The 25594-nt window shown below is 46.1% G+C and carries 22 protein-coding genes; 6 read left to right on the forward strand and 16 right to left on the reverse strand.

Going from position 1 to position 25594, the window contains the following annotated elements:
• Positions 1 to 202: 202 nt before the first annotated feature.
• From C1I60_RS22290 to C1I60_RS22300, 3 genes are all read right to left on the reverse strand, one after another.
• A complete protein-coding gene (locus tag C1I60_RS22290; protein ID WP_137063666.1) occupies positions 203 to 1885 on the reverse strand; it encodes a type 2 periplasmic-binding domain-containing protein in 1683 nt (560 codons plus the stop codon).
• Between the two features lie 132 nt (positions 1886 to 2017).
• Positions 2018 to 3715 (reverse strand): response regulator transcription factor, encoded by a 1698-nt coding sequence (locus C1I60_RS22295; protein ID WP_137063667.1) that lies wholly within the window; start codon positions 3713 to 3715, stop codon positions 2018 to 2020.
• Positions 3690 to 5516, reverse strand: a complete 1827-nt coding sequence (locus tag C1I60_RS22300) for a sensor histidine kinase (protein ID WP_137063668.1) — start codon at positions 5514 to 5516, stop codon at positions 3690 to 3692. The genes C1I60_RS22295 and C1I60_RS22300 overlap by 26 nt, the downstream gene beginning before the upstream one ends.
• Before the next feature lie 116 nt (positions 5517 to 5632).
• Between C1I60_RS22300 and C1I60_RS22305 the strand changes: the two genes are divergently transcribed.
• The gene (locus C1I60_RS22305) at positions 5633 to 5833 is read left to right on the forward strand and encodes a hypothetical protein (protein ID WP_013310961.1); all 201 of its coding nucleotides are present in this window, start codon (positions 5633 to 5635) and stop codon (positions 5831 to 5833) included.
• Positions 5834 to 5854: 21 nt separating this feature from the next.
• Here the strand turns inward: C1I60_RS22305 and C1I60_RS22310 are convergent, their stop codons facing one another.
• On the reverse strand, positions 5855 to 6292 hold the full coding sequence (locus tag C1I60_RS22310) for a NucA/NucB deoxyribonuclease domain-containing protein (RefSeq protein WP_137063669.1): 438 nt from the start codon (positions 6290 to 6292) through the stop codon (positions 5855 to 5857).
• 456 nt (positions 6293 to 6748) lie between these two features.
• Here C1I60_RS22310 and C1I60_RS22315 point away from each other — a divergent pair, with 456 nt between their 5' ends.
• Entirely contained in the window at positions 6749 to 7051 is a 303-nt protein-coding gene (locus C1I60_RS22315) for a hypothetical protein (protein ID WP_137063670.1), read from the forward strand.
• A 76-nt stretch (positions 7052 to 7127) separates the two neighbouring features.
• On the opposite strand, the gene C1I60_RS22320 is transcribed toward C1I60_RS22315, so the two are convergent.
• From C1I60_RS22320 to C1I60_RS22370, 11 genes are all read right to left on the reverse strand, one after another.
• Positions 7128 to 9017, reverse strand: a complete 1890-nt coding sequence (locus C1I60_RS22320) for an Ig-like domain-containing protein (RefSeq protein ID WP_137063671.1) — start codon at positions 9015 to 9017, stop codon at positions 7128 to 7130.
• Between the two features lie 121 nt (positions 9018 to 9138).
• On the reverse strand, positions 9139 to 9561 hold the full coding sequence (locus C1I60_RS22325; RefSeq protein WP_137063672.1) for a YolD-like family protein: 423 nt from the start codon (positions 9559 to 9561) through the stop codon (positions 9139 to 9141).
• A 16-nt stretch (positions 9562 to 9577) separates the two neighbouring features.
• Positions 9578 to 10246, reverse strand: coding sequence for a uracil-DNA glycosylase (locus C1I60_RS22330; protein WP_137063673.1), 669 nt, complete (start codon positions 10244 to 10246; stop codon positions 9578 to 9580).
• Between the two features lie 275 nt (positions 10247 to 10521).
• Entirely contained in the window at positions 10522 to 11181 is a 660-nt protein-coding gene (locus C1I60_RS22335; protein ID WP_137063674.1) for an S-layer homology domain-containing protein, read from the reverse strand.
• Between the two features lie 119 nt (positions 11182 to 11300).
• Positions 11301 to 12587 (reverse strand): glycoside hydrolase family 140 protein, encoded by a 1287-nt coding sequence (locus C1I60_RS22340; protein ID WP_137063675.1) that lies wholly within the window; start codon positions 12585 to 12587, stop codon positions 11301 to 11303.
• A gap of 71 nt (positions 12588 to 12658) precedes the next feature.
• Positions 12659 to 13963 carry a PTS sugar transporter subunit IIC gene (locus C1I60_RS22345; RefSeq protein WP_137063676.1) on the reverse strand — a complete coding sequence of 435 codons (1305 nt, stop codon included), beginning with the start codon at positions 13961 to 13963 and terminating at the stop codon, positions 12659 to 12661.
• Positions 13964 to 14008: 45 nt separating this feature from the next.
• A complete protein-coding gene (locus C1I60_RS22350) occupies positions 14009 to 15418 on the reverse strand; it encodes a glycoside hydrolase family 1 protein (protein ID WP_137063677.1) in 1410 nt (469 codons plus the stop codon).
• 46 nt (positions 15419 to 15464) lie between these two features.
• A complete protein-coding gene (locus C1I60_RS22355) occupies positions 15465 to 15764 on the reverse strand; it encodes a PTS sugar transporter subunit IIB (protein ID WP_023989371.1) in 300 nt (99 codons plus the stop codon).
• Positions 15761 to 16120: a PTS sugar transporter subunit IIA gene (locus C1I60_RS22360; protein WP_137063678.1), complete on the reverse strand. Its 360-nt coding sequence runs from the start codon at positions 16118 to 16120 to the stop codon at positions 15761 to 15763. The genes C1I60_RS22355 and C1I60_RS22360 overlap by 4 nt, the downstream gene beginning before the upstream one ends.
• Positions 16121 to 16298: 178 nt before the next feature.
• Entirely contained in the window at positions 16299 to 18248 is a 1950-nt protein-coding gene (locus tag C1I60_RS22365) for a BglG family transcription antiterminator (RefSeq protein WP_137063679.1), read from the reverse strand.
• Positions 18249 to 18290: 42 nt separating this feature from the next.
• Positions 18291 to 19361, reverse strand: coding sequence for a LacI family DNA-binding transcriptional regulator (locus tag C1I60_RS22370; RefSeq protein WP_137063680.1), 1071 nt, complete (start codon positions 19359 to 19361; stop codon positions 18291 to 18293).
• 324 nt (positions 19362 to 19685) lie between these two features.
• On the opposite strand from C1I60_RS22370, the gene C1I60_RS22375 reads away from it, so the two are divergent.
• From C1I60_RS22375 to glpK, 4 genes are read left to right on the forward strand one after another with little or no spacing between them, the layout of a single operon-like run.
• Positions 19686 to 21149 carry an L-fucose/L-arabinose isomerase family protein gene (locus C1I60_RS22375; RefSeq protein WP_137063681.1) on the forward strand — a complete coding sequence of 488 codons (1464 nt, stop codon included), beginning with the start codon at positions 19686 to 19688 and terminating at the stop codon, positions 21147 to 21149.
• Between the two features lie 54 nt (positions 21150 to 21203).
• Positions 21204 to 22049: a transketolase gene (locus tag C1I60_RS22380; protein ID WP_137063682.1), complete on the forward strand. Its 846-nt coding sequence runs from the start codon at positions 21204 to 21206 to the stop codon at positions 22047 to 22049.
• Positions 22050 to 22051: 2 nt separating this feature from the next.
• On the forward strand, positions 22052 to 22987 hold the full coding sequence (locus C1I60_RS22385) for a transketolase family protein (protein WP_137063683.1): 936 nt from the start codon (positions 22052 to 22054) through the stop codon (positions 22985 to 22987).
• A gap of 12 nt (positions 22988 to 22999) precedes the next feature.
• The gene (glpK, locus tag C1I60_RS22390) at positions 23000 to 24517 is read left to right on the forward strand and encodes a glycerol kinase GlpK (RefSeq protein WP_137063684.1); all 1518 of its coding nucleotides are present in this window, start codon (positions 23000 to 23002) and stop codon (positions 24515 to 24517) included.
• Positions 24518 to 24602: 85 nt separating this feature from the next.
• Here glpK and C1I60_RS22395 read toward each other — a convergent pair whose 3' ends face one another.
• Complete coding sequence (locus C1I60_RS22395) at positions 24603 to 25481, reverse strand: LysR family transcriptional regulator (RefSeq protein WP_170970869.1); 879 nt, start codon at positions 25479 to 25481, stop codon at positions 24603 to 24605.
• Positions 25482 to 25594 lie beyond the last annotated feature (113 nt).

The following is a 25594-nucleotide window of genomic DNA, read 5'->3' on the forward strand; positions in this document are numbered from 1 at the left end:
AATTATAGAGACGTTTCCGCTGTCCCGACAGTTCAAAAAACCAACATACATGGCACAAAAGCAATCATTTTTTAGTCTCACCATGGGAGTGAAAGTATATCTCGTATTCATAAAGATAACGCATACATTTTTAATTGATTCTGTTAATCTGTATTAAAAAGGCTGCCCGTTTGGGCAGCCTTCCTACCAGTTTTAACTGTTACTACTTTTCAATGCTTTTATACCATTCGTTCACTTCATTTGTAATTTGTTCGCCTCCGGCAGTCTTCCACGTCTGCACGAAGGTGTCAAAGGCCGAAATCGGCTGTTTACCATAAATAATTTCATTGAAGGTCTGGTTTTCGATTTTGTCCAGATAGTCCTTTTTGGCCTTCATCGTTGGTGTAGTAGGCCCCGTGAACTGATCCTTCATGGAGATGTCCTTTTGTTCCATCAACACCTTGGCAGCCGCAGGAGTACCTTTCCCGTAATTAACCATTACATCCTTCTCTAGACGGGTCTTCGCTTCCCCGCCGTTAGCCAAGCTTAACAAAGCTTTCATTTGGGCATCAGGTATACGCGCACCATCACGAACCAGCAAATAACGAACAGAGTTTACATAACCTCCTGCTATTTTGTCGATAGGCAACAGCTTTCCACTCGCATCCAAATCATAGTCGTAGCCTTTAAACATCCCGTTCGCCAAATCCCCTTCCGGTTTGACATTTGCAAAGTGATCAAACAGGTAATTTTGATAGGTGAAAAAAGCTTCAGGATGCTGCATTTGTTTGTTGATCAGTACGACACCATTGGTGTATTGCGTACCGTGCCGCATGGCTTTGTTGTCAGGCCCCACTGGGATCTTGATCGGCTTCCATACAGCGCTCTTCACATTTTTCACCGTATCCTGGAGCGGCCAGCCACTCATCCAGTATGGACCAGGAATCATACCTGCTGTTCCCGCGACTGTGGGTTCTTTCGTCTTATTCTCATCCCATAATGCTGCTTCCTGAGGGATATATCCCTTTTTAAGCCACTCGCTAAGCTTTTGTAAACCCGGCTTCATGCCAGGCTGCACGGAGCCATATTCCAGACTGCCGTTCGTACCTTTGTTCCACTGTTGCGGGAGTGTACCGTATGCCCCGAAAATCCAGGACGGGTCACCCATCCAAGTGTTCATGGACTTTTTGAAACCGATGCTGAGCGGAATAACTTTGTCCGGAGACAATCCATCCGGATTTTTGTTTTTAAAAGCATCCATCACTTTTTCCAGTTCATCCATCGTCTGAGGGGCCTTCATGCCCAGCTTGTCCAGCCAATCCTGTCGTACCCACAACACATAGTCGTGATTATAGGCGAAATCAAGTACAGGAATACCCATTTTTTTGCCATCCCGACTATACTGGTTCCATACGTTCGTATCCTGATTCATCGCTTGCTTCCAGGAATCCGAAGCATACTTATCGAATAACGGACCCGCTTCTGCAAACATGCCGGAATCGATCATATCCTGCGCCAGTTGCTCATTCTCCGTCCCCAGTACAACGACGTCCGGCATCTCCTGACCTGAGGACATAGCCAAACGCAGCTTGGTGGCAAATGCACCATTCGTATCCGTGACAGACCAGAGTGATTTAATATTAATACCGAATTTCTCTTTAGCCCATTTCGTCGCAACGTTATTTTCGATAGATTCACCATTTTTAAATTTTAAGGCGGGATCTACACCCCATACCGTGGAAATTGTGACTTCCGGATTGTATTTTTCTTTGTATACGTTTTCAGTTTTAGCTGTGCTATTGGTATCTCCACCACTCCCTGTACCAGAGCAGCCCACAAGGCCAACTCCTAATACCATAGTTGCGGCGAGCAACGACAACAGCTTTTTTTTTGAATGAACTCGCATATTGTTCCCCCTCAAAAAATCATTTTCTACTCTTTTATTATAAGAGGGCTTTACTACGCAGCCTATGTCACAAAATAAATATTTCTGCACCTTTCCCAACTGATCTTTACTATTCTCTTCTTGGTCTCATCTTTACTGGTCCCGAAATTCATGTGGAGTCATTCCGTAATGCTTTTTGAACATCTTACTGAAATATTGGGGATTCTGATAGCCCAGTTCGGTTGTAATTTCATAAATTTTTTTGTTGGAATACTTGAGTAGATAAAGAGCCCGCTCCATTCTCATTCGGATGATATAATCTCCCAGACCTTCTCCGGTTTCAGCTTTATAGATTTTCGACAAATAGACCGGATGAAGATAAACCTGATCGGCAATCGTCTTAACAGACAGCTCCTGACCTTTATCCTGGAAGATGAGCTCCTGAACCTGTTTGACCACGTAGCTTTTGGCGCTTTGCTCACTTGCAGACCATTCCGATTTCAGCTTGTTCATCATGGAGAATATCCATTCCTTCAGGTTGGAGAACGATTGAACCATTTTCTGCGCATGCAACGGGTCGAAGCCTGTTTGATCCATCTGCGTAATGAAGCGACCTTGCTTGTGTGCCGTGTACATAAAGGCGCTCGTAACCGAGATAAACAGCTCATATAAATGTTCGCGGGTATACCCTGCTTCCTCTATCTTCCCAAATACACGGTTCAGCTTCGCCTCAGCCTCCTCCCATTGCCTAGACTCCAGTAAATGAGTGAGCGTAGGAGGCATGTATAGTCCCTCCAGCGACTTGACCGACCTGTGAGACTGTTCTGTCTGCTCATCCACAAATAGCAACGTATCCGTCTCCTCCTGGTGGTTCCAGTATAAGGATCTTATCGCCGTCTGATATGCCTTAGGCAGCTCCTCCGGGAACATAAACCAACCTGTTACTGTGACGTAAATGTCCCCTTTCAAGTAATTGCTCACATTTTTCCGAAAGGTTTCGATAGTCGCCCGCAAAATACTACTATGCTCGTCCATACTAATTTCTGTTAATCGCTTCATTTCATGCTGTTCTGGGACATCATCTGATCCTTCTTCATGATCCATACCATACTTTTCCCTATTGTTATTCCAATTTGCTTCTATTAATACAATTAAGCAATCATGTGGCGCTTTACAGTGCCAGACGTGAAAATCGGGTGCGAACACTTCTTCAGCAATATTCCCAATCGCATACTCGATTAAGGATATAGAATGATAATCCATATCAGAAAAATGCTTGCCCATCTGAATGAGCAGCATACCTGCGGGGTGTCCCGTACGTAACATAATTTCGTACTGAGATAACCTATCTTCTATCATTTGTGCAGACAAATCACGTCCAAGTACCAAATCGTGCATTAAGTGGGTGCGCAGCACACCAAAATCCGTCCGGCGGTTATACTGTAATTGATGTACCTTGTTAAAAGCCTCCCATTCTTCCTTTAGCGAATCTATGGCAGCTGATACACATTTCATAAACTCTTCATCATCCACCGGTTTTAAAATATAATCAAAAGCCTTAAGCTGAAGTGCCTTTTTAGCATATTCAAAATCGGCATAGCCTGTTAGTAGCAAACATCGGATATGCGGCCATCGTTCGTTTACCTCAACAATCAACTCTAATCCTGTCATGCCCGGCATACGAATATCCGTAACCAGAATATCAATATCATACGCTTCCAGCACATCCACTGCTGCTAATGCGGAAACCGCTTGATGAACCCTCTCAATACCCAACGCCTCCCATGGAATCGTAGCTGCCAGGCTTTCTGTTACATAGCTCTCATCATCTACCAGTAATATCTGAACCATCAGATCCCTCCATTTTAACCATATTCGAATTTGACGAAGGTTTGAGCTTGATCAAGCTATTCGCCTGCTCTTCTTCTGCTAATAGCGGCCATTTTAAAACGGCACGCAGTCCTCCCAAAGGTGACAATGAGAAGCCCAGTCCGGCGTCTTCCCCAAAATGTAATCGCATTCGCTGATGCACATTCCATAAACCATAGCCGCTTTCCTCTTCCACAGGCTTGTCAAGTGCTGATCTCAGGGATGTTATGGCCTCCCCTCCCAAACCGAGTCCGTTATCATCTACAATCAAGCACATATATGGGCCGATCTGTTCCGTTGTAATGTGGATTATCCCATCCTCTGCTTGAGGTTCTATCCCATGCAGCACCGCGTTTTCTACTAGTGGTTGCACTACAAGCAGCGGAATCAGCAGACTGTTGGCCTGCGGAGAAACATGAATTGAAAATGTTAGCCGCGGCATACGCATCTGCTGAATTTTCAAATAATAATGAACAAACTCGATTTCCTCCGATAAAGGTACCAAATCCCGTTCCTGTCTTGTCGTATAACGATAATACTTGGACAAATTATGAGCCATTGCCACGACCGCCTCATGATTACGCAGCTTCGCCATACTTGTAATAAAAGAAAAACAATTATAGAAAAAGTGTGGATTGATTTGTGACTGGAGCTGCTTTAGACGCGCTTCCTTCACATGTAGCTTCTCAACATATACCTTTTCAAACAGCTCCTGAATCTGTCCGACCATCAAATTAAATTGACGAGCTAGAAAAGCAAACTCATGACTTCCCTTCGGACTCAATCGGACAGCATAGTCCCCATCCTTTAATCTCCGAAATGCCCGCACTAGCTGAAGAATTGGCACTTGCACCTGTGAATGAAGCAGATAAGCACCAATGAAGCCTACCAGCAGCAAGCCAACAACGGTTATATAAAATAGTCGGTTAGATGTGTAAATCGGAGACATCATATCGGACAGAGGCATGTAGTCAATCAAATACCAGCCCGTCGTTTGTGAAAGAACGGCGTGAACAAGGTAACTCTCTTCTCCAACTTTCACGGTCAGATTATCAACTTCATGCAGTCCCATCTTCTCCAGTTTCGTAATCAGCTTACCTGACAGCTCTTCATTGGCAGTACGATTATAGATCACTCCCACGCCTTTTTTATAATAAAAAGGCTCCTTCCGTCCATCACCTTTGAAGCGGTCAAGCATGTCCTGAATATTGCTGCTGTCAAATTCGACCTTAATAATCGTATTAGCGCTATCCAGATTACCAAGTGAAGAAAACGGGGACAATGTATACAATGAAAATATAAACTGATCCTTCCCATATATCTTTTTTTTAGATACCTGCCAGCCGTTTTTAATCACTTGCGTTAATTCTTTCTGATCATAAAAACTGGCTCCTTTTTCTGATACAACACGTCCAAGCGAAGGTGAATAAATATTCAGACTCGTTCTCCAATTCGATGAGCTTTCTTGAAGTCCAAGCTTGGTTTGGATCCGTTTGACAAGGTTAATGCCATCCAGGTTGAGGGTCTTGTCCTTTAAAAAAATCGCTTGAAAACTGGCTACATCAGGATCATGAATCAGCAGATGCGGCCAGGAGGATATCATTTCAATATTCGTATTTACCTGATTTTGAAAAAAAGTCAACTGATTATAATTAGACTGATTCAGTTCCTTACGCAACACGTCTGTCGTTGTCTGGTTCGAATAGACATATAGGATTAGCACAGGAATAAGCAATACGATAACGATAGAGACGATTTTAGTATAAAAATTAAATTTTAACATGTGGTCTATACACATCCTCTGCACAAAAAACAGGCATACTTAAATGGTATGCCAGAGCCCTGACCTTCGTTGCCGTCAGTACATACTATACATTATAAATGGTTGGCGGTGATAAAATGTTTGATGCTAAGCAAATGGAATGGTTCAATCAATTATCCGCTGAAGATCTGGCTATTTTAGGTGCCGGCTTTACTACACTAGGTGATTTTTTTGCTTTTTTGGCATTGATTAGAGCCAAGCAGGAGCCTGCTAAGGATAATAATTTTGTGGCTCTGGTTAGGACCAAACAGGAGCCTACTAAGGGAAAAAAAAAGTAACGATACGATCTCATAAGATTATTATTTGACGACAAATTTTACGCGAGTTCCATCCTCAAACTCATCCAGTTGGTGACTGACCCATGATCCTGCCCCACGATTATCCTTAGGAGCTATGTATTTGACATTTGCACCTTTGCCACCTTCTGCGCACATAGCCATCGGCCATTCGTCACGATCGTATCCTTTACGAGTGGGAACTCCTGCAAGCGAATGCTTGCGATTTTGCTCGGCTCCTTCGCGGTCAATTGTGCATATGGATGATTTCCCCGCCTGAATGGCTTCCTTGATATGCTGCGCCGTTTCAGGATAACGACCTGACGGAAATTGCAGCGTAACCTGAGACGATGAAGGCGGGTTCACTCCTGTCGTTTTCGTAAGAAGATTGCCACCTTCAAACCAATACACGCCAGCAGCTAGCAGCACTAGAGTTATAAAACTTAACAGCTTTTTCTTCAATTCCCCTCTTCCCTCCAAGCTATTCCAGTGGATAACCTTCAATCAAGGAAATCCCCGAACTTTATTTTTCTATAGCATACCCGACTCAATGAGATATCCAGCGGACAAATCCGAAGAAGGCACACCACAGGAGAAGACTGATCAATATTCCCCAAAATAAACCTTTAAAAAGCTTCATACCGCACTGACAACCTTTCCGACTGGGCTTTGCTCTAGTATAACATGTCAGAAAGACTGTTGTCGCAACATGCCCCGCATATAGCTTAATCATAAATATTTTAATTTTAAAATATAATAATTTGAAGATAAATCGGAAGCATTCCGGAAATTAGTCCCATCTCCATTGGAAATGACAATTATGATATAAAAAAAATCACATTTTAATCAAAATTTAATGAAAATTTTCCGAAAATGATGTATAATTATTGACATAATAAAACGTACGAGGTGATCATCATGGCATTATTAAACAGAGTACAGGAGTTAAAATTGCAACTGCCTAGCGAGCATCATAGTATTTCACATTACGTGGAGCATGCGCTGCATTCAATTGACAGTTTTGTTGAGCAACATCGTCAATTTATAGCCGCTCAGGCTTTGTATGGTGAAAAAATTAACGGCACGGAAGAAAGACTGTTCCGAGATACCATTTCCGAGATTAAAGCTCAACTGGTGGCCACGCTGGAAAAGACGGTTGAAGACTTCTCACACAAAGGCGACAAACACTGGAAGAACCATTATCAGGACGGCGTAGAATAAGTTGAAAAATAACCCCTGGTCATTGATTATCGACCGGGGTTATTTTTGCATAAGCGATATGCGCAATATATGAAGACTATTTTAACACTCTGACAGAGGTGGCTACAGTCTTACCGTTAAAAACCACTTTAATACTGGAATTTCCGTAAGCCAATGCCTTCACCTGTCCCCCGCTAACCTGTACGATAGAAGGCATGGAGGAAGTCCATACCGCTGAACTTGTCACATTGGTAATTGCGCCTGTGTCATAAACCGCATTAACACTCAGCACTTGAGAGGAACCGTTCGGAAGCTTCAAGTTCTTGTTACTCAATACCAGCTTGAGCAGCTTAGGTGTAACCTTGATCTCAATGTTAAACGACTTATTCTGGTATGTGCCCGTAATCGTCGCTGTTCCAATCCCTACCGCTTTGATGGCTGAACCTTTTACAATCACCACGGAAGCATTGGATGTAGTCCATTTCACTTTGTTACTGAGCGTCACTTTTTTACCATCTGTATATGCACCGATGACCTTGACGGATTGGCTTCCCTTCAAATTCATGTCAGCGCTTGAAAGGCTTGGCGTCAACGTAGAAATAGTTCCTTCTACGATGACAGGCACTTTCACATATTTATTCAAATACATAGCCTTAATTCCAGAGTTACCACCACTTACTGCTTTTACCTTGCCATTTCCCACTGTTACGGCCGCAGTAGTACCCACCCAGCTTACCTGATTCGTAACATCGAGCGTACCACCACCAGCCATTTGAGCTTTTACCGTGGGAACACTCACTTCTTGTCCGGCTACCAGCACATACTTTTTCTCGGAAGCGGTCAGCTTGAGAACTTTGTATTGCACGGTTACCGGAATATCCAGCTTGATGGCACCCAATGTAGCTGTCAATGTCGCGCTACCCGGGCTCACTGCAACCAGCTTACCGTCTGCGATTTTGACAACACTTTCATTGCTCAGGCTCCATTTTACATCAGATTGTACTGCTTTTTTGGCTCCATTGACCAAGTAAGCAGATATGCTCGGAAGAGCCGTTTTGCTTCCTGTTTCGAGAGATAAGCTTGCTTTGCTAGATATCAGTTTTTCAATGGTCGGCAATACGCTGACCTTCACGGTCTTACTCAAACCGTGATAGGACACAGTAATTACCGAATTTCCTGCGTCCATTGGGCTAATTTTCCCTTGCTCCACTGTGGCAACCAGCGGATTGGAGGAAGTCCATTCAGCCGTACTGGTGACATCCGTTTTACCTCCGGTAAGGTTCACATCGGTCGCATTGACCTGAATTGGTGAACTACCCAGGAAGACCGATTGGGAAGCGGATGGACTCAATATTAATGCCTGGGAAGAGGAACGTACATACACGATCGTTTGTGCTTTGAGTTCATCTTTGCTTGCTTTAATGTAAGTCATGCCCTTGGCAAGCGGTCGAACCAGACCATCTTCCACTGTAGCCACGGACGGATTCGTGGATGTCCATTCCACATCGGATACTTTTTCTGTACCGCCCGCCGTAAGCGTACCTTGGACGATCAATTTCTTCGAATCTCCGCCCACCACCAGATTTAAGGGACCGGATGGATCTATTTGCAGCTTGCTGTAAGGCGATTTAACCGTAATCGTTGTGCTTACCGTTTGCTGTTCATATGTGGCAACAACCTTAATCTGCCCTTTTGATACTGGAGTAATGAGTCCCTTATCTACCTTTAATATGCTTGAGTCTCCAGAGATCCATGCTGCCTTTTGGGTAACATCCTCTTTATCAGACTCTGTCACATTCCACACTTTTAATTGGGCAGGGCTTCCACCCAGATTCAATGTAGTCGTATTTTGACTGTCCCACTGTACCGTAGAGGTCTTGCTCTCCTCTGCCGCCTGGATCAAACCCGCTGGCAATGCTGCAAATAAAAACATCAGCACAGCAAGTAAGAAGGTACTCCGTTTGCTCATACGTTTCATACGTTCCATTCGTTTCTCTCCCTTAGTTTCAGCTCTATAAAATAGGATATAATTAACAATCCCATTACCTTTATCGGTAAACAGCTACTTAATTTGAACCCTTAGGAAGAAAAAAGGTGGATTATAACAGTTAAAGTTCTCCGTGTAGCGACCTGACCACGAACAAATGATCCTCCTTGGACAAGGTTTGTCCATCATCCAGAACGACATCACAATCCGTGTGACTGGTCAATTTTGTGTTGTAGGCAATCAGATGGTCTTCTTTCCAAACAGTCACCGCCGATTGAAAAAGAATGGCATTATCGAACTGCAATGGAACGCTCATCACATAACCGATAGAATTTAGCTTCGCCGGATGACGGCTTCTGCGCTCACGCCCAGGAGGGAGCATCGAAATATACGTAATATTTTCAAAAGGAATAGACAACATCTTCGGGCCTAAAATAACGCACTTGTGCGTGTCATCCCATTTTTCAATCGTGCCGCGCATCTTTTGGGTATGACCGTTGTTGCCGTGATATAAAATGACCTGACGTCCCTTCCATTGACGCATGTCCTCACCTCCAGTGCTAGCGGTTAGGAATCTCCCACCGAATCGCTTCCATTCCATGCTCCAGCAAAAATGCATTGGTTTGCGAAAAAGGCTTGCTGCCGAAAAAGCCCCTATGAGCCGCCAAAGGACTCGGATGGACGGATTTTAAAACCAAATGCTTGCTCGTATTCACAAAGCTTGCTTTCTTCTGAGCATGGCTTCCCCACAAAATGAACACTACTGGCTGCTCACGTTCATTAATCGCCTCAATAACGGCATCCGTGAAACGTTCCCAGCCTATTCCCTGATGAGATTGCGGTTGTCCTTCACGCACGGTCAGCACATTGTTCAGCAGCAGCACTCCCTGCTCTGCCCAAGGAACCAGGTAGCCCTGATTGGGAATGGGAGTGCCGATATCATCACGCAACTCTTTATATATATTTTGCAGAGACGGCGGTGTACGCACACCTGGTCTTACGGAAAAGCTCAAGCCGTGGGCTTGTCCCTCTCCATGATAGGGGTCCTGTCCCAATATAACCGCTTTGGTAAGATGATATGGTGTTAATTTGAGTGCAGAAAACAAATCTTCCTTTGGAGGGTAGACTTTATGTATCTTGTATTCGCGTGCTAATGTATACCTCAATTCATTGAAATAAGGCTTTTCTACCTCTTCTCGCAAAACTTCATCCCAATCATTACCAAACATAACTCCCGTCTCCTCTCGATATATGGGTCCCGAAATGTTTAAACTGTTTATTCACAAAAAAATAAGCTGGTCTCCCTCATCCGGAGCCAGCCTATTTATTCGTTACCTGTGTTACATGCCGAAGGACCAGGATAGAAACCATACGATAATCAGCTACCGTTGGTTCTAAATTCGATTTCCTTATTATAGCATTAACGATAATGGTGTCAAGTAACTGTAAGCCCAAATCCACACGGCACCTCATAAAAATCAAGAGGTTGGCCCAGCATAGTCGGTTAAGCCTTATGAGCTTTTAGATATTCCAGTGCGTTATACAACATAACGGCTGCTTCCGCACGTGTAATCTCGCTTTTTGGATTAAATTTTTTACTTGCATCCAGGGTATTAACCTTGTATATCAGCGAACGCTGGATGCTGCCTTGATACGATGGCTCCAACTTGCTATCATCGGCAATCGTTACAGGTGCAATTTTGATCATCGGCAGGCTACCTGCTTTTTCCATGCCCTGAATCAGCATATGGGTGAACTCTTCCTTGGTCAGCGTTTTTGAAGGATCGATATCTTTAGGAATCTCTACGCCATTATAATGCGCGTTGATAAAGGCTTCGGCATACCATGCGGTATCCTTAACATGGGTGAACAGTCCGCTGGCCTGTGGCGCCTTATTAAAATCAATAGCAGCCAAACTGAGCTGAAACCCGCCGGAGATCAACTGAATGCCTTGGGCAGCAGTCACTCTAGAGGCGGGGAGAAACTGCGTATCAGAGACCCCTGTGAGCAAACCCTGATTTTGAAGGGAAATGATTTTGTCTTTGCCGCTTATGCTGTCCAAATCCCTGAACGGATTGCCCGCCGCAAACATTTGACCTCCAAAAGAGAAGGAAAGAAGCAATACTGTGGTCATGGCTGCGAATGCGCTTTTTCTCATATTCATGTAAGTTCCACCTTGTAGTTGAATTAGGCCGCCTGGCCATTAACAACCTCTTTGACGTAGTTCAGGATGGAAAGGTTGCAAGCGATCTAACAGAGATTCGGATGAAGATTGCGGAACGCTCAATTCTTATCTTTCACGCCAATCACGATGACATCCCCCTCAAAATTATGCATATCAATAACCGTTACATTGTCCTGAAACGCTACCGAAGCTGCTGCAAATCGGCGGTATTCCAGGTCGAGAATCGTAAAGTCATATTCTCTGAGATCAGCGTCTAGCTTCAGGACCGTGTTCACCGGCACATAAATAGCAATTTTTTCGAAGCCTCTGGTTGAGGCAACTCGAATCTCTTCCGTGTTCTTAAGTACTATGTTCCAAGGCTGCAAATCTACCAGTCCGTATATCTGGAACAGCCACTTCGCGAATCCATAATCCCACGCTCCCTCAAATTTAAGGGCAGCCTGCCATTCATAGGGGCTATCAAAACCTTCCCCGGTAACTCCAAAGCGCTTCCCTTTTTTGTGCCAGCTCCATATTCCATGTGCTCCGTAGGTTACGCCGGCTCCCGCACCGGACAAAAGACTTTGCCATGCAGCTTTACGCACGTCGGCACGGCCGAAACGACCGTATTCTCTCCGGCTGTATCCCATCATCTCGTAGCAAGGTTCCGAGTTTAGCACAGGCCGTGTTACCCGCTTGTTGTAGAAGTCCAACGCCAAGGTGTAGGCCTTGGACTGAAACTGCGAATTGTGACCTGATTGGTACATGTAAAAGTCCAAATTAGGATCGTTAATGAACTCATCCGGCAAATCCGCCAGTCTACCCTGAATGTGCAGAGTAGTCAAGCACTCTGGACTATGTGTCTTCACAACGTGAAGTGCGGTGCGGTAATACTCGTTCGCTCGCTCTGACGGGAAGTCAGTATCCCCGCTCACGATATAGATAGGGTGATACTTTGAGAATCGGTCTGCCGCGTAACGCACATACGGTTCTACCGCCTCCAGAGGCATCTTTTTCTCATCACGAAGCTTGGCCGCCCATGTATCCGGGATGTAATTGCACCAAAGCAAAACAAGCGCGGGTACAAATCCCTTGCTCACCGCCATCTCGACCATTGTCTCCGCCCTGTCAAAATAGTCTGGATTCAGCGAATAAAAATCGTAGCTCCCGTCCTCAATCCGTTCGAACGGTTCGTAATCCAAATCACTGCCGCTGGCATCCCACTGACGCAGCAAATTGATTTGCAGAACATTAAACCCCTGGCTACTTCTGTAGTCAAGATAATCAGCCCATTCCTCCAGTGAGATGTTGGTAAATGCGCTCCATACGGTATCCGCCAGATAAAAAAATGGAACTCCTTCATTGACAAAGTAACGTTTGTTCTCCGCTATGCCAAGCTTTATCATACGGCATCCTCCTTATTGCTGTAATGACAGAAAACGGCGAACAGTTCGCCGCTTTCCCTTTTATTGCTCATTTATGAAGTAACGATACTAGCTTGGGCTCCAGCCGTTCCCTCCTGCTCTGACTTCTCCTGTGCTTCGCGTTCCCTGTTCAACGCTTGTTTATCAAGCGTTCTAAAGAACGGATAGTAAATCAACATACAAACGGGAATGAGCAAAAGCTGTGCAGCTGCAAGTCTCCAGCTCCCCTCAATAAAGCCCAGAGCAAAAATAGGAGTGCCAAATGCCGGGTAAATTCCGATGGGTGCAGGCAGCAAGCCCGCAGTTGTCGCAAAATAACCGAGGACGGCGCAGACGATAGGAGCAACGATAAACGGAATAGCCAGGAGCGGATTCAAAACAACTGGAATTCCGAAAATGAGTGGCTCGTGAATCGAGAAGAAAGTCCCCGGAAGGCCGAGCTTGCCAATCGTGCGTAATTGCTTGCTCTTGGCCAAGAAGACCAGCAGGAGAGCGAAGCCCAGCATCGGCGCATAGTTTGAGAAGATATACCAGAAAGCCAGCCCGATAATGTTCGGTAGCGGAGCTCCCGCCTGGAAAGCGTCGAGATTGGCAAGATCCAGGCTCATCCAGATCGGTTTGACAATGGCAAGCGTTACAATTGCGCCGTGGATTCCGAACATCCAGAGCACCTGCATAATGATGAGGGCGACAATCATAGCCCCCAGTGATCCACCCAGTCCTTCCAGTGGCACTTGCAGATAGGTATAAATAAACTCATGGACCGTACCGAATGACGTATGCATGAACAGACCGGAAACGATAACGAATGCCATAGCTACGAGTATCGCTGGAATTAATCCTGAGAATGTTTTGACAACGGTTGGAGGTACTCCTTCGGGCATTTTAATGGTCCAGTTGCGATCGACAATCCAGATATACAATCGGGAAGCCAGCAAGCCAACCAACATAGCGACAAACAAACCCTGCGCACCAAGCCACTGAAGTGGAAGCGCCCGGACTTTATCGAATGTTTGAATCGGCGTCAAAATAAGAAACGAGAGCAGTGCCGTTGCTGCCGGAACCAGCGGGTCCTTGTCAAAAGCTTGCGCCAGTCTGTAGGCGATGAAGAAGACTGCATAGAGGGCGATGATGCCAGTTGTCATCGTCGATCCTAATCCGATAATACCCTTAATGGGTGCGATGAGGTTCTGGTAAGGCTCCCAGGCAAGTGCGGAGAAAAGCGTCGAAAATGCTCCAATAATCAAAAAAGGAAGGGTGGACATCAGTCCATTTGATATAGCGCTCATATAGCGATTTTGCTGAATTTTCCCAGCGTATCTTTGTAATTTATGCGATAGTTTTTTTTCGTTAGCCATATTCCTTCAACTCCTGCTTTAGAGTTTCATCTGTTGTACTATAATCTAGAGAACGCTTCCATTTGAGGAAATCACATTTTTGTACCAATGGAAGCTGTTCTTGCGAATCCGCCGCAATTGTCTCAGGTTGAACTCATCCCGGTCAACATAGACGAATCCGTAACGTTTGCTTACTCCCTGGTGGGTGCTGACCAGATCAATTGCGGACCAAGGACAATAACCAAACAGCTCCACCCCGTCCGTAATAGCCAGCTGGCATTGCTCGATATGTTTGCGCAAGTAATCGATGCGGTAATCATCTCTTACGACATCGCCCTCTTCCAAGGAATCAAAAGCCCCCAGTCCATTCTCGGTAATGATCAGCGGTAGCTGGTAGCGGTCATAGATCTTCCTAAGAGTAACACGCAAGCCTGCCGGATCAATTCCCCAGCCGAACTCCGTTCGTTCCAGGTACTCATTTCCACTCCCAGCAAAAACACCCACTTCTCCAACTGAGATTTGCTGATCCCCCATCCCGCCTTTTTCTGCCGAATTCTGGGTACTGGCTTTGACCGTTGCAGAGCTGTAATAATTAAAAGCGATAAAGTCTGGCTTCGCGGCGGACAGAATACTCATATCACCTTCTTGAATCTCAGGCGTATAGCCTTTTTCCTCGAAGTAGCTCCAGACCAGCGTATTGTAACGGCCAAACACTGCCATATCAAGGTATAACCAATTGCGGATTGCGTTGAAGTTATCAGCCGCCAGCACATCTTCCGGACGCGAAGACGCTGGATATACGCACGAGATGTTAGGGGCCGGTGCCACTTTAGCTTCAGGTAACATTTCTTTGCACAAAATCATCGCCCTGGCTTGGGCCAGAAGCATATGATGATTTTGCTGATACAATTCCTTTTTCGGATTCTTCAGGTTCGGGTCCAACGTTCCCAAAGCGGAACCGTGCAAAATCATCATGTTTTGTTCGTTAATAGTTAACCAATATTTCACCCGGTCCCCAAAGTGTTCGAACAATGTCTTCGCATACGTTTCAAATGCATTGATTGTACTACGGTTCGACCATCCGCCTTCTTTTTCCAAAGCTGCCGGAAGATCAAAATGATACATGGTCACGATCGGTTCGATCCCGTATTTTAATAACTCATCAATTAAATGGTTGTAAAACTGTATGCCTTTCGGATTCAATTCCCCTGTTCCCTGCGGATAAATGCGGGTCCAGGCCACCGAGAAGCGATAAGCCTTGAAGCCCATTTCCGCCAGTAAGGCAATGTCTTCCTTATAGTGATGGTAATGATCGCTTGCCACCTTATAATCAGTGATCCCTTGCCGGGGCGGACGGGTGTCAATAACAGACGGACCTTTTCCGTCCTCGTTCCATGCTCCTTCAAACTGATAGGCCGAGGTCGATCCACCCCATAGAAAATTGGAGTCAAACGCTTTCAATTTATGATATTTCATTTTGACCACCTTCAATGAAAAAGTGTTGATCTATTTGTACAGACGATTATAGATTTAAGGCTTCGGCAAGTACCTTTTCACCATTCATCATGCCATAATCCATTCTGTCGATTACGCTTACCTTGATGCCTTTAGGCTCGTATTTGGTTTTAAAATCGTCTTCCAAATAGCCGACCTGCGGTCCAATCAGCAGTACATCCGTTTTGTCCGCATACTCTTTAAAGGAGCTTTCGGAAGTAGCTCTGATCTCAACCTCAACATTTTGAGCCTGTGCAGCCTTCTGCATTTTCTGCACCAGCATACTTGTAGACATTCCCGCTGCACATACGAGCGTAATTTGTTTCATTGGTTATTCCTCCCCGATAATGGTGTGATGGATACTGATGCTTCGTAACGGTTCAATCTGCTGTAAAGTTCCACGATATGTCTCGCCAGATCCTTGGTCGTAATGGCAGACATGAGATGGTCTTGTGCATGCACCATGAGCAGTGTCACTTCATGAGTTGTCCCACCCGCTTCCTGCTGGATCAGTCGCGTCTGCGATTTATGCGCTTGGACCAGTTCGTTCTTGCATTCTTCAAGACATTCTGCTGCCTGCTCCGCATTACCCTTCTCGGCAAAGCTGATGGCTTCCATAGCTTTACTCTTCGCAATACCCGAATTTGTTATAAGTCCCATTATGATTTCCTGATACTCATCCATTGAATTCACCCCATGCATTTCATCTCTTTAGCTTACAGATTCAGTGTATACGATTCTTGCCGACTTCTAAACGCAACCCTTTTCCACTAGAAGCGGAAATGCTTACAATGGAAAAAAATAGCAAAACTCCGCACGATGCTTGTTCAAAATCCAAGCAGATGTCGTGCAGAGCTTTATTTTAATACAGTTTATGTTTGACAATAATTTGAGCAAAATCCCCGTAGGTTTTGCATTCCAGCATTTGCTGGATAATATCGGAGTCATCGACTAGCCCCATCAGATGCTTATACATTTTCGCCGGAGGCTCGTCGCCATTTTTGTTAATACTGAGCAGGCAGACGAATTGCACGGGCTTACCGGACCAATCTATGGGAGATTTCAGTGTACAGACCGCCCATACCGTCCGGTTGCTTTGCGGAATAATGGGATGAGGAATGGCTACCAGATTTCCGTAAGCCGTAGGAGCAGCATTTTCCCTTTCCAGCACCAATCCGATGAATCCCTCGGAAGAGCGGATCAATCCGGAAGCATGCATTCTTTCTCCCAAAAAAGTAATAATCTCTTCTTTTGTAGTGAAGTTTTGTCTCAGAAACACAAGCTCTTCCATAATGTAGCGGAAAGTAAATTCGCCTTCATCCGTCAGCAGCTCTTCAATCTTATCGATGTCACCGCCGCCAAGCAGAGTCTGAACTACCACGACCGGAACGGATAATGTCTGCGGGATTGGAACTGTGCTTACCACAAAATCAATGCCATGCAAAGGAACCTGCTGCAACTTGTAATACTCGGTCGTGCCAGCAACCTCAAGCCTTTCACCGAACTTGCTACGTAACTTGTAATACAGCAAGCGGGCACTTCCAACACCCGAAGTGCATACGACAAGGCAGCGTTTAGGTCTGTTGTTCATCTGCTGCCTCTCCATGGCGGCCCCGATATGAATCGCCAAATAACCCATTTCTGTCTCTGGTATAGCCAAATTCAGTTTGCTCTCGATCAACTTGGCACCTATGACCCCCGCCTGAAAAGCCAAAGGATAATTATTCTTCACATGATCCAGCATCGGATTACGGATATTCATCCCATATTTTACGCGGTTTAGCGCCGATTTCAGATGAAGACATATGCCCATTAACAGTTCTTGATCCCGGCTGATATTCAGGTTAAAACCCCTGTCAATTTCAGCCAGCATTTCTCTGCCAAGCTCATAAATTCCCCGATCCAAGAGCTTCTGAGGTCCCGCCTCTTCTGTCTGTTGCTCCGTAACTCCCTCAAACCACTTGTTCCCGGCCAGATGCATGGCGATATAAGCAACCTCATCCTCCGGAAAGATCAAATCCATTTGCTTTTCAATGTGGCTAACAATATGTTCAGCGGCTCGAAATTCCTCGGTAGCCCGAAAATCTTCCCTTTCATCGGAAAACATTGCGACCCGGTTCCCATCGCGAATACGCTTGCAAGCTATAGCAATATGAATGGACAGGTTGTTGAAGGCAACATCCGACAAAGTGACCCCGTGGTTCTGGATTTGCTCCAGAATAATACCGCGAATGAGTGTCATTTCCCAAGGGGTAACCATTCTCGATGCGGCCTCCACGCCCCCAGTCCTTTCTTCTTCAGAACGGTTGACGATGAATTCAGACATGCAGAAACGTAAGCGAACCTCGTCGCCCCTCAGCTTGACACCGTAATTCGGGCGCTTATCAATGCCGATTCCGTAAGCCTGTAGCATATGCTTAACCTCTTTGAAATCATTTTGTACGGTGGATTTGCTAATGTATAACTCATCCGCCAACTCTTCCAGCTTCAAATAATTTTCTGTAAGCAGGAGGCGCGAGATTAAATAACGCTGTCGGTATTCAGGAGAATTGGGATCATCCGGTTCGTTATACAGGAACAACTGCTGTAGGAGCGTACGAAAGCTGCGGTCGTCCGTGATTTTCAGTTCATACCCCCTTGAACGAACAGGTTGAATCGATGCTCCATGCTTGGCCAGAAATTCATCCAGTTCTCTGATATCGCTACGTACGGTACGTGAAGTAACCTGGATCAACTTTGCCAGATGCTCGCTCTTGACAGGAGTGTCCGCAGCCAGCAAATGCTGTAGAATCGAAACCATTCGCGTATTCATTCAAGGTGACCCCCCGTTCTTTTGTCCAAATCTATCCTCCACTCAGGCCTGCTCGGTTAGCTCGCCTTTAGGTACGAAAGTGGCAGGAGCAGCACAGGAATTGCGCTCTACAAATTTCGTATCCACTGTGATTTTTGCTGTAACCTGCGTTCCCTGCTCAATAGAATCGGTCAGGAGATCGACAGCCAGAACAGCCATTCTTTCTTTTTCTACATGAATGGTTGTTAGCTCCGGCGTAACAATGACCGATTCCGTAATGTTGTCAAAGCCGATAATTGAAGTATCCTGCGGCACCCGGATGCCAAGCTCGCTCATGGTCTTCATAGCGCTGATAGCAATATAGTCGCATTCGCAGAACCAGGCCGTTGGCAAAGTTTTCCCGCTCTCCAGATAAACGGTTAGCTGCCGATTCAGATCCTCCTGCGAAGTAAGAATGGTTGGCGCTACAGCCAGCATTTGTGCCTCCGGAATCTTCAGCCCCCGTTCCATGAGTGCCGACAAAAATCCGCGTTTACGTTCCTCAAAATTATGAATTCGTACATTTGAAGCAATATAACCGATTGAGGTATGACCCATGTCGCATAAATAAGCTCCTGCCTGATAAGCACCCATAACATTATTAATCTGGATAAATTGTACGGGAAGCGTATCAAAGCAGGTATCCAGCACAATCAGATTCTGCAGCTCGGCATGAATATCACTGATCTGCTCACGGGTCAGATTGGTTCCCAGAACAATGGTGCCTGCGCTGCGTTTCTCCTCTGCAACCATCTGGATATCCCTCTGGAAAAATTCTACGTCGACCGTCGAGAAGATCAACGAATACCCTTTTTGTCGGCAACGTTCCTCAATAAACTGGATTAATTCTTTAAAAAATGGCTGCTGATAGTATTCCTCAAGGACAATACCCGAATTTGTACACACGAGAAAAAGCAAGGACTTATCACTTCTTGAAGCCGTTATCGTCTTGCTTTTGGGACTGTATCCTGCCTCGTGGGCTACCTGGAGAATACGTTCACGCGTATCCGGGCCAATACCCGGCTTGCCGCTGAAGGCCAGTGAAACAGCTGATTTGGATACGTTGGCCAGCTTAGCGATGTCTTCCATTTTCATGCCCTAATTCTCCATTCTAAATAAGATGAACACAGCAGTGAAGTGAATAAGTGAAGTTTACATCGAATTGAGATGTGATGCAATGGTTAGCTGAATTTATTTATATTTGTTTAGATATTTGTTTAGTTATTTATTTAGATTTTCGCAACTAAATATCACCGAATAATTCATTGACACCGTTTTAATTCGATGTTACTATGGCCTCGACATAGAAATAGTCATTGAATTTAGTTTTTAAAACTAAACTAATTTAATTTTGTTTAGTTTATTTATTCTATTTTGTTCAGCAAATGTTGTTTATTCAAGTACAGAGGAGACATGATCATGAAGAAATTAAAGTTGGGTTATGCTCCGACGCGCCGATTTACGTTCAGCGCCGACGATGCCTTTAAGTACAAAGTGGAAATTCGCAAGAAAATTGAGAGCTTTGGCATGGATATCGACATTGTAGACCTGGAGGGCCTTAATGAGGAAGGCTTGCTGTATGACGACCATATAAACGCGGATTTAATTGCAAAGCGATTCAAAGAGGAAGAAGTCGACGCAGTTTTTTTCCCACATTGCAACTTTGGTACAGAAGATACTGTAGCTCGTGTAGGCAAGGCGCTCGGCAAGCCTGTCCTGCTGTGGGGACCGCGGGATGAAGCGCCGCTTGCGGACGGCATGCGCCTTCGCGACACCCAATGCGGTATTTTCGCCACAGGTAAAGTGCTTCGAAGATTCAACGTTCCCTTTACCTATGTAACGAACAGTTGGGTGAATGATCCGGTTTTCGAAAGAGGCTTTACCAACTTTGTGGCTGCCGCCAACGTCGTGCGCCAATTCAAAAGCTTACGCATTCTCCAGATTGGCCCACGCCCTGCTTCGTTCTGGACGATGATGTGCAATGAAGGCGAACTGCTGGAACGCTTCGGTATTGAGATTCACCCCATTACCATTGTCGACATTCAGCTTAGAACCAAAAAAATCGCCTCCAGCAATAGCTCCGAGCTTCTGGAAACGATGGATTACATTAAAGAAAAACTCGATTACAGTGAAGTGACCGAAGATGACGTAAGACGGATAGCTGCTTTAAAGGTCGCCATGAAATCCTTCGCCCGTGAGACGGGAAGCAGCGCTATCGCAATCCAGTGCTGGTCCTCTTTGCAGGATGCCATATCCATTATGCCGTGTCTGGCCAACGCAATCCTGACTGACGAACAAATTCCGGTTACTTGTGAAACAGATATCCATGGAGCCATTACTTCCATTATGGTGCAGGCTGCCTCCATGAACACAATGCCAACCTTCTTCGCAGATATTACTGTTCGACATCCTGAGAATGATAACGGCGAACTTCTCTTCCACTGTGGCAATTTCCCGGTCTCGCTCTCTGTAGAGAACAAACCGAAGTTACGCAAGCATTTTCTCTTCGACGACCATTCTCCCGGAACGCATGAAGGCGAAATCCGCGGTGGCGGTATGACCATTGCCCGATTTGACGGCGACCACGGTGAGTACTCCATGTTCCTCGGGCGTGCCCGGGGTATTGAAGGTCCTTATACCCGCGGCTCCTACGTATGGGTGGAAGTAAACGATTGGCCGCTGTGGGAGGAAAAACTCGTAAAAGGGCCTTACGTCCATCATTCCGTAGGTATCCACGCCAATGTGATCCCGGCCATTTATGAGGCCTGCAATTATATACCCGGCCTGACGCCTGATCCGGTCGATCCCACAGAACAGGAAATTCAAAGCTGGCTTAGAGGATCCGATCTCGCCCGTAATAAGCACCCGAACATTCACGTTTGAGACGTCTAAAGCGACAAAGCCCATCCCTATAATATCTATCTTGAGGAGGACATTATGGAAATCCAGGAACTGAAAGTCAAAGCCGCACAAATCCGCATGGACCTGCTAACCATCATTCACCGCGCCAAAACGGGACATACGGGGGGATCGCTGAGCAATACAGACATTTTAACGGCTTTATATTATGAAATCATGAACGTTGACCCTGCTAATCCAAAATGGGATGACCGTGATCGCTTTATCGCCAGCAAAGGGCATTCCGTAGAATCTCTATGGTGTATTCTGGCCGACCGGGGCTTTTTCCCAAAAGAAGAGCTGGAGACCTATAGCCAGTTCGGTACCCGACTCATTGGCCACCCGAACAACAAGGTTCCAGGGATTGAAATGAACACCGGGGCCCTCGGCCACGGTCTGCCCATTTCCGTAGGCATGGCACTAGCTGCCAAGCGGGATGACCGTCCTTACCGTGTATTTTGTCTAATGGGAGACGGCGAACAGGCCGAAGGCTCCAACTGGGAAGCCGCTATGGCAGGCTCTCATTATAAGCTGGATAACCTGATCGGCATTATCGACCGCAACCGACTCCAGATCAGCGGTGCTACCGAAGAAGTCATGGGACTGGAGCCGCTGGAAGAGAAGTGGACTGCCTTCGGCTGGAACGTCGTCTCTATCAACGGCAACAATATGGAAGAATTGCTTAAGGCATTCAGGTCCGTCCCTGAAGTAGCGGGAAAGCCAACGTTAATTATGGCCAATACCACCAAGGGCAAAGGCGTATCGTTCGCCGAAAATGTCCCGGCATGGCACCACCATGTGCCTAATGATAAAGAGTTGGAGCTGGCTCTCACAGAGCTAAAGGCAACAATCGAAGAATTGACGCAGAAAGGACAGGTGCATTAAGCATGAATAAAATTCCTAATCGCCAAGTAATCTGTGACACACTGCTGGAGTTGGCCAAAGACGACCGTGATATCATGGTACTGGCCAGCGATTCGCGTGGTTCTGCTGCAATGGCTCCCTTTGCCAATACATTCCCGGAGCAGTTCGTTGAGGTCGGCATTGCCGAACAGAATATCGTAGGCATGTCTGCAGGCCTGGCCCACAGCGGCAAAAAACCGTTTGTGACTTCACCAGCCTGCTTCCTCAGTATGCGCAGTATTGAACAAGTCAAAGTTGACGTTGCTTATTCGCGGACAAATGTGAAGCTCATCGGCATTAGCGGAGGCGTCAGCTACGGGGCGCTTGGCATGTCACACCACTCCGTGCAAGATATCGCAGTAGCCCGGGCAATTCCGGGACTGGCGATTGTCCTGCCTGCTGATCGTCACGAAACGAAGAAAATGACCGAAGCGCTTGTAAAATATGACGGCGGCGTATACGTGCGAATCGGGCGTAATCCCGTTGAGGACGTTTACGAAACCGATGATTACCCATTCGAAATAGGCAAAGCTATAACTGTGAGAGAAGGCAAAGACGTTACAATTATTGGTGTCGGTGAAACCGTGCGAATCGCACTCGATGCCGCCAAGGCACTCAACGACGAAGGCATATCCGCCCGGGTAATCAACATGCATACAATCAAGCCGCTGGATGAAGAGGCGATCATTACCGCTGCACGTGAAACTGGACGCATCATTACCGTTGAGGAACATAGCATTTACGGCGGTCTCGGCGCAGCGGTGGCAGAAATTGTTGTGCAGAATCACCCGGTTCCTATGAGAGTGCTCGGCATCCCGGATGAGCCGGCGATTGCCGGTAAATCGGCGGAAGTTTTCCACCACTACGGCATTACGGGTGACAATATCAAACAAATTGCATTCGAATTGATTAATAAGTAGAGGGCGAAGCATATGGAGCACAATCAACAATATATATTGGCCATCGACCAGAGTACTTCAGGCACCAAAGCACTCCTTGTAGACCATCAGGGTACAGTAATCGCCCGCAGCGGGATGGAGCATAAGCAATATTACCCCCATCCCGGCTGGGTAGAGCATGATCCGCTCGAAATTTATGAAAATGTCAAAATAACGGCCCGCAGCGTATTGGAGCAAGCATGCGTCCACCCGTCCGCACTAGCTGCGCTGACAATCACCAATCAACGCGAAACGGCACTGGTGTGGGATAAGACGACTGGTCAGCCAATATATAATGCTATTGTCTGGCAATGCCAGCGTACGGCGGACCTGTGCGCCGAGCTGAAGCAAGCTGGCCACGAAAGCACTATCCACGCCAAAACAGGGCTTATGCTTGACCCTTATTTCTCCGCTGCCAAGTTCAAGTGGATCATTGAACATGCGGAAGGAGCTGCCAACCTGCTGGCTGAAGGGAGGCTACTTGCAGGGAACATGGACAGTTGGCTGGTCTGGAAGCTTACCGGCGGCAAAAAACATGCAACCGACTATACAAATGCCAGCCGTACATCGCTGTTCAATATCCACACGCTGGAGTGGGATGAAGAGCTTGCTCAGTTGTTTTCCGTTCCTTCTTCCCTGCTGCCCGAGGTTAAACCATCCGACGCTATTTTCGGATATACGGCAGATTGCGACCTTTTCAATGAGAAAATACCGATTTCGGGCGTCATTGGAGATTCACAAGGGGCATTGTATGGGCATCTGTGTTTCAAGCCCGGAACAGCCAAAGCAACCTTTGGCACGGGCACCTCTGTATTAATGAACGTAGGGAATCATCCGGTGGATGGCGGTGACGGACTTGTAACCGCTATCGCCTGGGGGGCCGGCGGAACTGTTACGTATGCACTTGAAGCCATCATCCGGACAACAGGTGACAGCATCAAATGGACGCAGGACAACTTAGGACTGTTCTCTACCTTTGAGGAAATGCAGCGCTTAGTCGAAAGCGTTCCTGCAAACGATGGTGTCTATCTTGTGCCTGCCTTTGTCGGAATGGGCGCTCCCTATTGGAATCCCTACGCCCGGGCGGCAATTATCGGTATGAACCGTGGAACTGGCAAAGGACACATTGTCCGGGCTGCGTTGGAGAGCATCGCTTACCAAGTACGGGATGCTATAGAGTTTATTCAGGAACAGTCCGGGATTGAGTTGGTCGGCCTGCGCACGGACGGTGGGGCTTCCTCCAACACTTGGCTGATGCAATTTCAGGCCGATATTCTGGGCAACCTTGTGAGCCGATCCACATGTGCCGAGCTGTCGGCCATGGGTTCAGTCTATCTCGGTGGGCTCGGCGCAGGCTTTTGGTCCGATCCAGATCAAATCGCTTCCAATCTTAAAATGTATGAAGCATATGAACCAAAGATGGATGACGCTACCAGAGAGAAATATTATACTGGCTGGCAGCGGGCTGTTCAATCTGTAGTGCAACAACAGCATGAATCTCCCGTTTTATAAATAATCTCTATACTTCATTCCTCATATCTCCCCAAAACAAACCATACAAAAGGGCCCTTGCTTTTGCAAAGGCCCTGTTATTAAATTACTCACTCGAACGATATAACTGACTCAACACTTTTACAAATTCACGGGCTGCCGGGGTCGCTTCATCAAAGGAATGCGCGATAATTCCGATATCCCGCGTAATCCGGGGAATAATCTCTTTAACGATTAGTGAATGGGACACTGAGGAAAGCGTAAATTTCGATATAATGCCGATGCCCAGCTTTTTTTGGACCATATGGACTAACGTTTCGGCTGTTTGGACCGTGAGACTCTCCTGGAAAGGAATTTGCTGCTCATGCAAGGTGTTTAATACAGCAGATTCATGTCCTCCTTTACAGAAGATAAGGTCGTTCCTGTTCTGTTCCAGAGAAACCTCGTGTTCTGCTTGCAATGGATGATTCTCCGGTATGATGGCAACCATGGAATCGTGTTCAAGAATGCGGACGTTATAATGATCAAATGGGGAAGCTACTATTCCAATTTCAACAGTGTGATCCTCCACCCATTGTTTAATTTGATTCGAGTTTCCTTCCATCAGTTCAATGGTGACTTCCGGATATTGGGAGCGGAATAAGCAGATCGCTTCTGGAAGCAAGTTCGTAGAGGCCGCCGGGAAGGAGCCTATTTTTACTTTACCGCGCAAAAGCTTATTCTCCTGACACGCAAGCTGAACTATTTTATCTTCGATTTCCTTCATTTGTCTGGCCAGACTCAGCATTTCTTTTCCCACTTCGGTCAGTACGAGTCCATTCTGCTTGTCGCGAATAAACAATTTCACCTGCAAAGTATTTTCAAATTGGATCAAAGCCTTGCTAACCGCAGGCTGGGAAATAAACAGCGCTTTAGCAGCCTCCGTCATATTCATTTTCTCCGCAACCTTCATAAACACTTCGAGATGATTCATATTCACAGACATACACCCAACATAACCATACGGTTATCCCCTCTATGAAATAATAGTATTTCAGTTATATCAAAACATACCTTATGATAAAAAACAACTCCTGCTCCTTATGAGCAGATGTAATG

It is taken from the genome of Paenibacillus terrae, from assembly GCF_005217525.1.
GTDB lineage: Bacteria > Bacillota > Bacilli > Paenibacillales > Paenibacillaceae > Paenibacillus > Paenibacillus terrae_C.

Coding starts and splice junctions, on each gene's coding strand:
- C1I60_RS22290 (WP_137063666.1), bottom strand. CDS start 1,885: ATGCGAGTTCATTCAAAAAAAAAGCTGTTGTCGTTGCTCGCCGCAACT.
- C1I60_RS22295 (WP_137063667.1), bottom strand. CDS start 3,715: ATGGTTCAGATATTACTGGTAGATGATGAGAGCTATGTAACAGAAAGC.
- C1I60_RS22300 (WP_137063668.1), bottom strand. CDS start 5,516: ATGTTAAAATTTAATTTTTATACTAAAATCGTCTCTATCGTTATCGTA.
- C1I60_RS22305 (WP_013310961.1), top strand. CDS start 5,633: ATGTTTGATGCTAAGCAAATGGAATGGTTCAATCAATTATCCGCTGAA.
- C1I60_RS22315 (WP_137063670.1), top strand. CDS start 6,749: ATGGCATTATTAAACAGAGTACAGGAGTTAAAATTGCAACTGCCTAGC.
- C1I60_RS22320 (WP_137063671.1), bottom strand. CDS start 9,017: ATGGAACGTATGAAACGTATGAGCAAACGGAGTACCTTCTTACTTGCT.
- C1I60_RS22325 (WP_137063672.1), bottom strand. CDS start 9,561: ATGCGTCAATGGAAGGGACGTCAGGTCATTTTATATCACGGCAACAAC.
- C1I60_RS22330 (WP_137063673.1), bottom strand. CDS start 10,246: ATGTTTGGTAATGATTGGGATGAAGTTTTGCGAGAAGAGGTAGAAAAG.
- C1I60_RS22335 (WP_137063674.1), bottom strand. CDS start 11,181: ATGAATATGAGAAAAAGCGCATTCGCAGCCATGACCACAGTATTGCTT.
- C1I60_RS22340 (WP_137063675.1), bottom strand. CDS start 12,587: ATGATAAAGCTTGGCATAGCGGAGAACAAACGTTACTTTGTCAATGAA.
- C1I60_RS22345 (WP_137063676.1), bottom strand. CDS start 13,963: ATGGCTAACGAAAAAAAACTATCGCATAAATTACAAAGATACGCTGGG.
- C1I60_RS22350 (WP_137063677.1), bottom strand. CDS start 15,418: ATGAAATATCATAAATTGAAAGCGTTTGACTCCAATTTTCTATGGGGT.
- C1I60_RS22355 (WP_023989371.1), bottom strand. CDS start 15,764: ATGAAACAAATTACGCTCGTATGTGCAGCGGGAATGTCTACAAGTATG.
- C1I60_RS22360 (WP_137063678.1), bottom strand. CDS start 16,120: ATGGATGAGTATCAGGAAATCATAATGGGACTTATAACAAATTCGGGT.
- C1I60_RS22365 (WP_137063679.1), bottom strand. CDS start 18,248: ATGAATACGCGAATGGTTTCGATTCTACAGCATTTGCTGGCTGCGGAC.
- C1I60_RS22370 (WP_137063680.1), bottom strand. CDS start 19,361: ATGAAAATGGAAGACATCGCTAAGCTGGCCAACGTATCCAAATCAGCT.
- C1I60_RS22375 (WP_137063681.1), top strand. CDS start 19,686: ATGAAGAAATTAAAGTTGGGTTATGCTCCGACGCGCCGATTTACGTTC.
- C1I60_RS22380 (WP_137063682.1), top strand. CDS start 21,204: ATGGAAATCCAGGAACTGAAAGTCAAAGCCGCACAAATCCGCATGGAC.
- C1I60_RS22385 (WP_137063683.1), top strand. CDS start 22,052: ATGAATAAAATTCCTAATCGCCAAGTAATCTGTGACACACTGCTGGAG.
- glpK (WP_137063684.1), top strand. CDS start 23,000: ATGGAGCACAATCAACAATATATATTGGCCATCGACCAGAGTACTTCA.
- C1I60_RS22395 (WP_170970869.1), bottom strand. CDS start 25,481: ATGTCTGTGAATATGAATCATCTCGAAGTGTTTATGAAGGTTGCGGAG.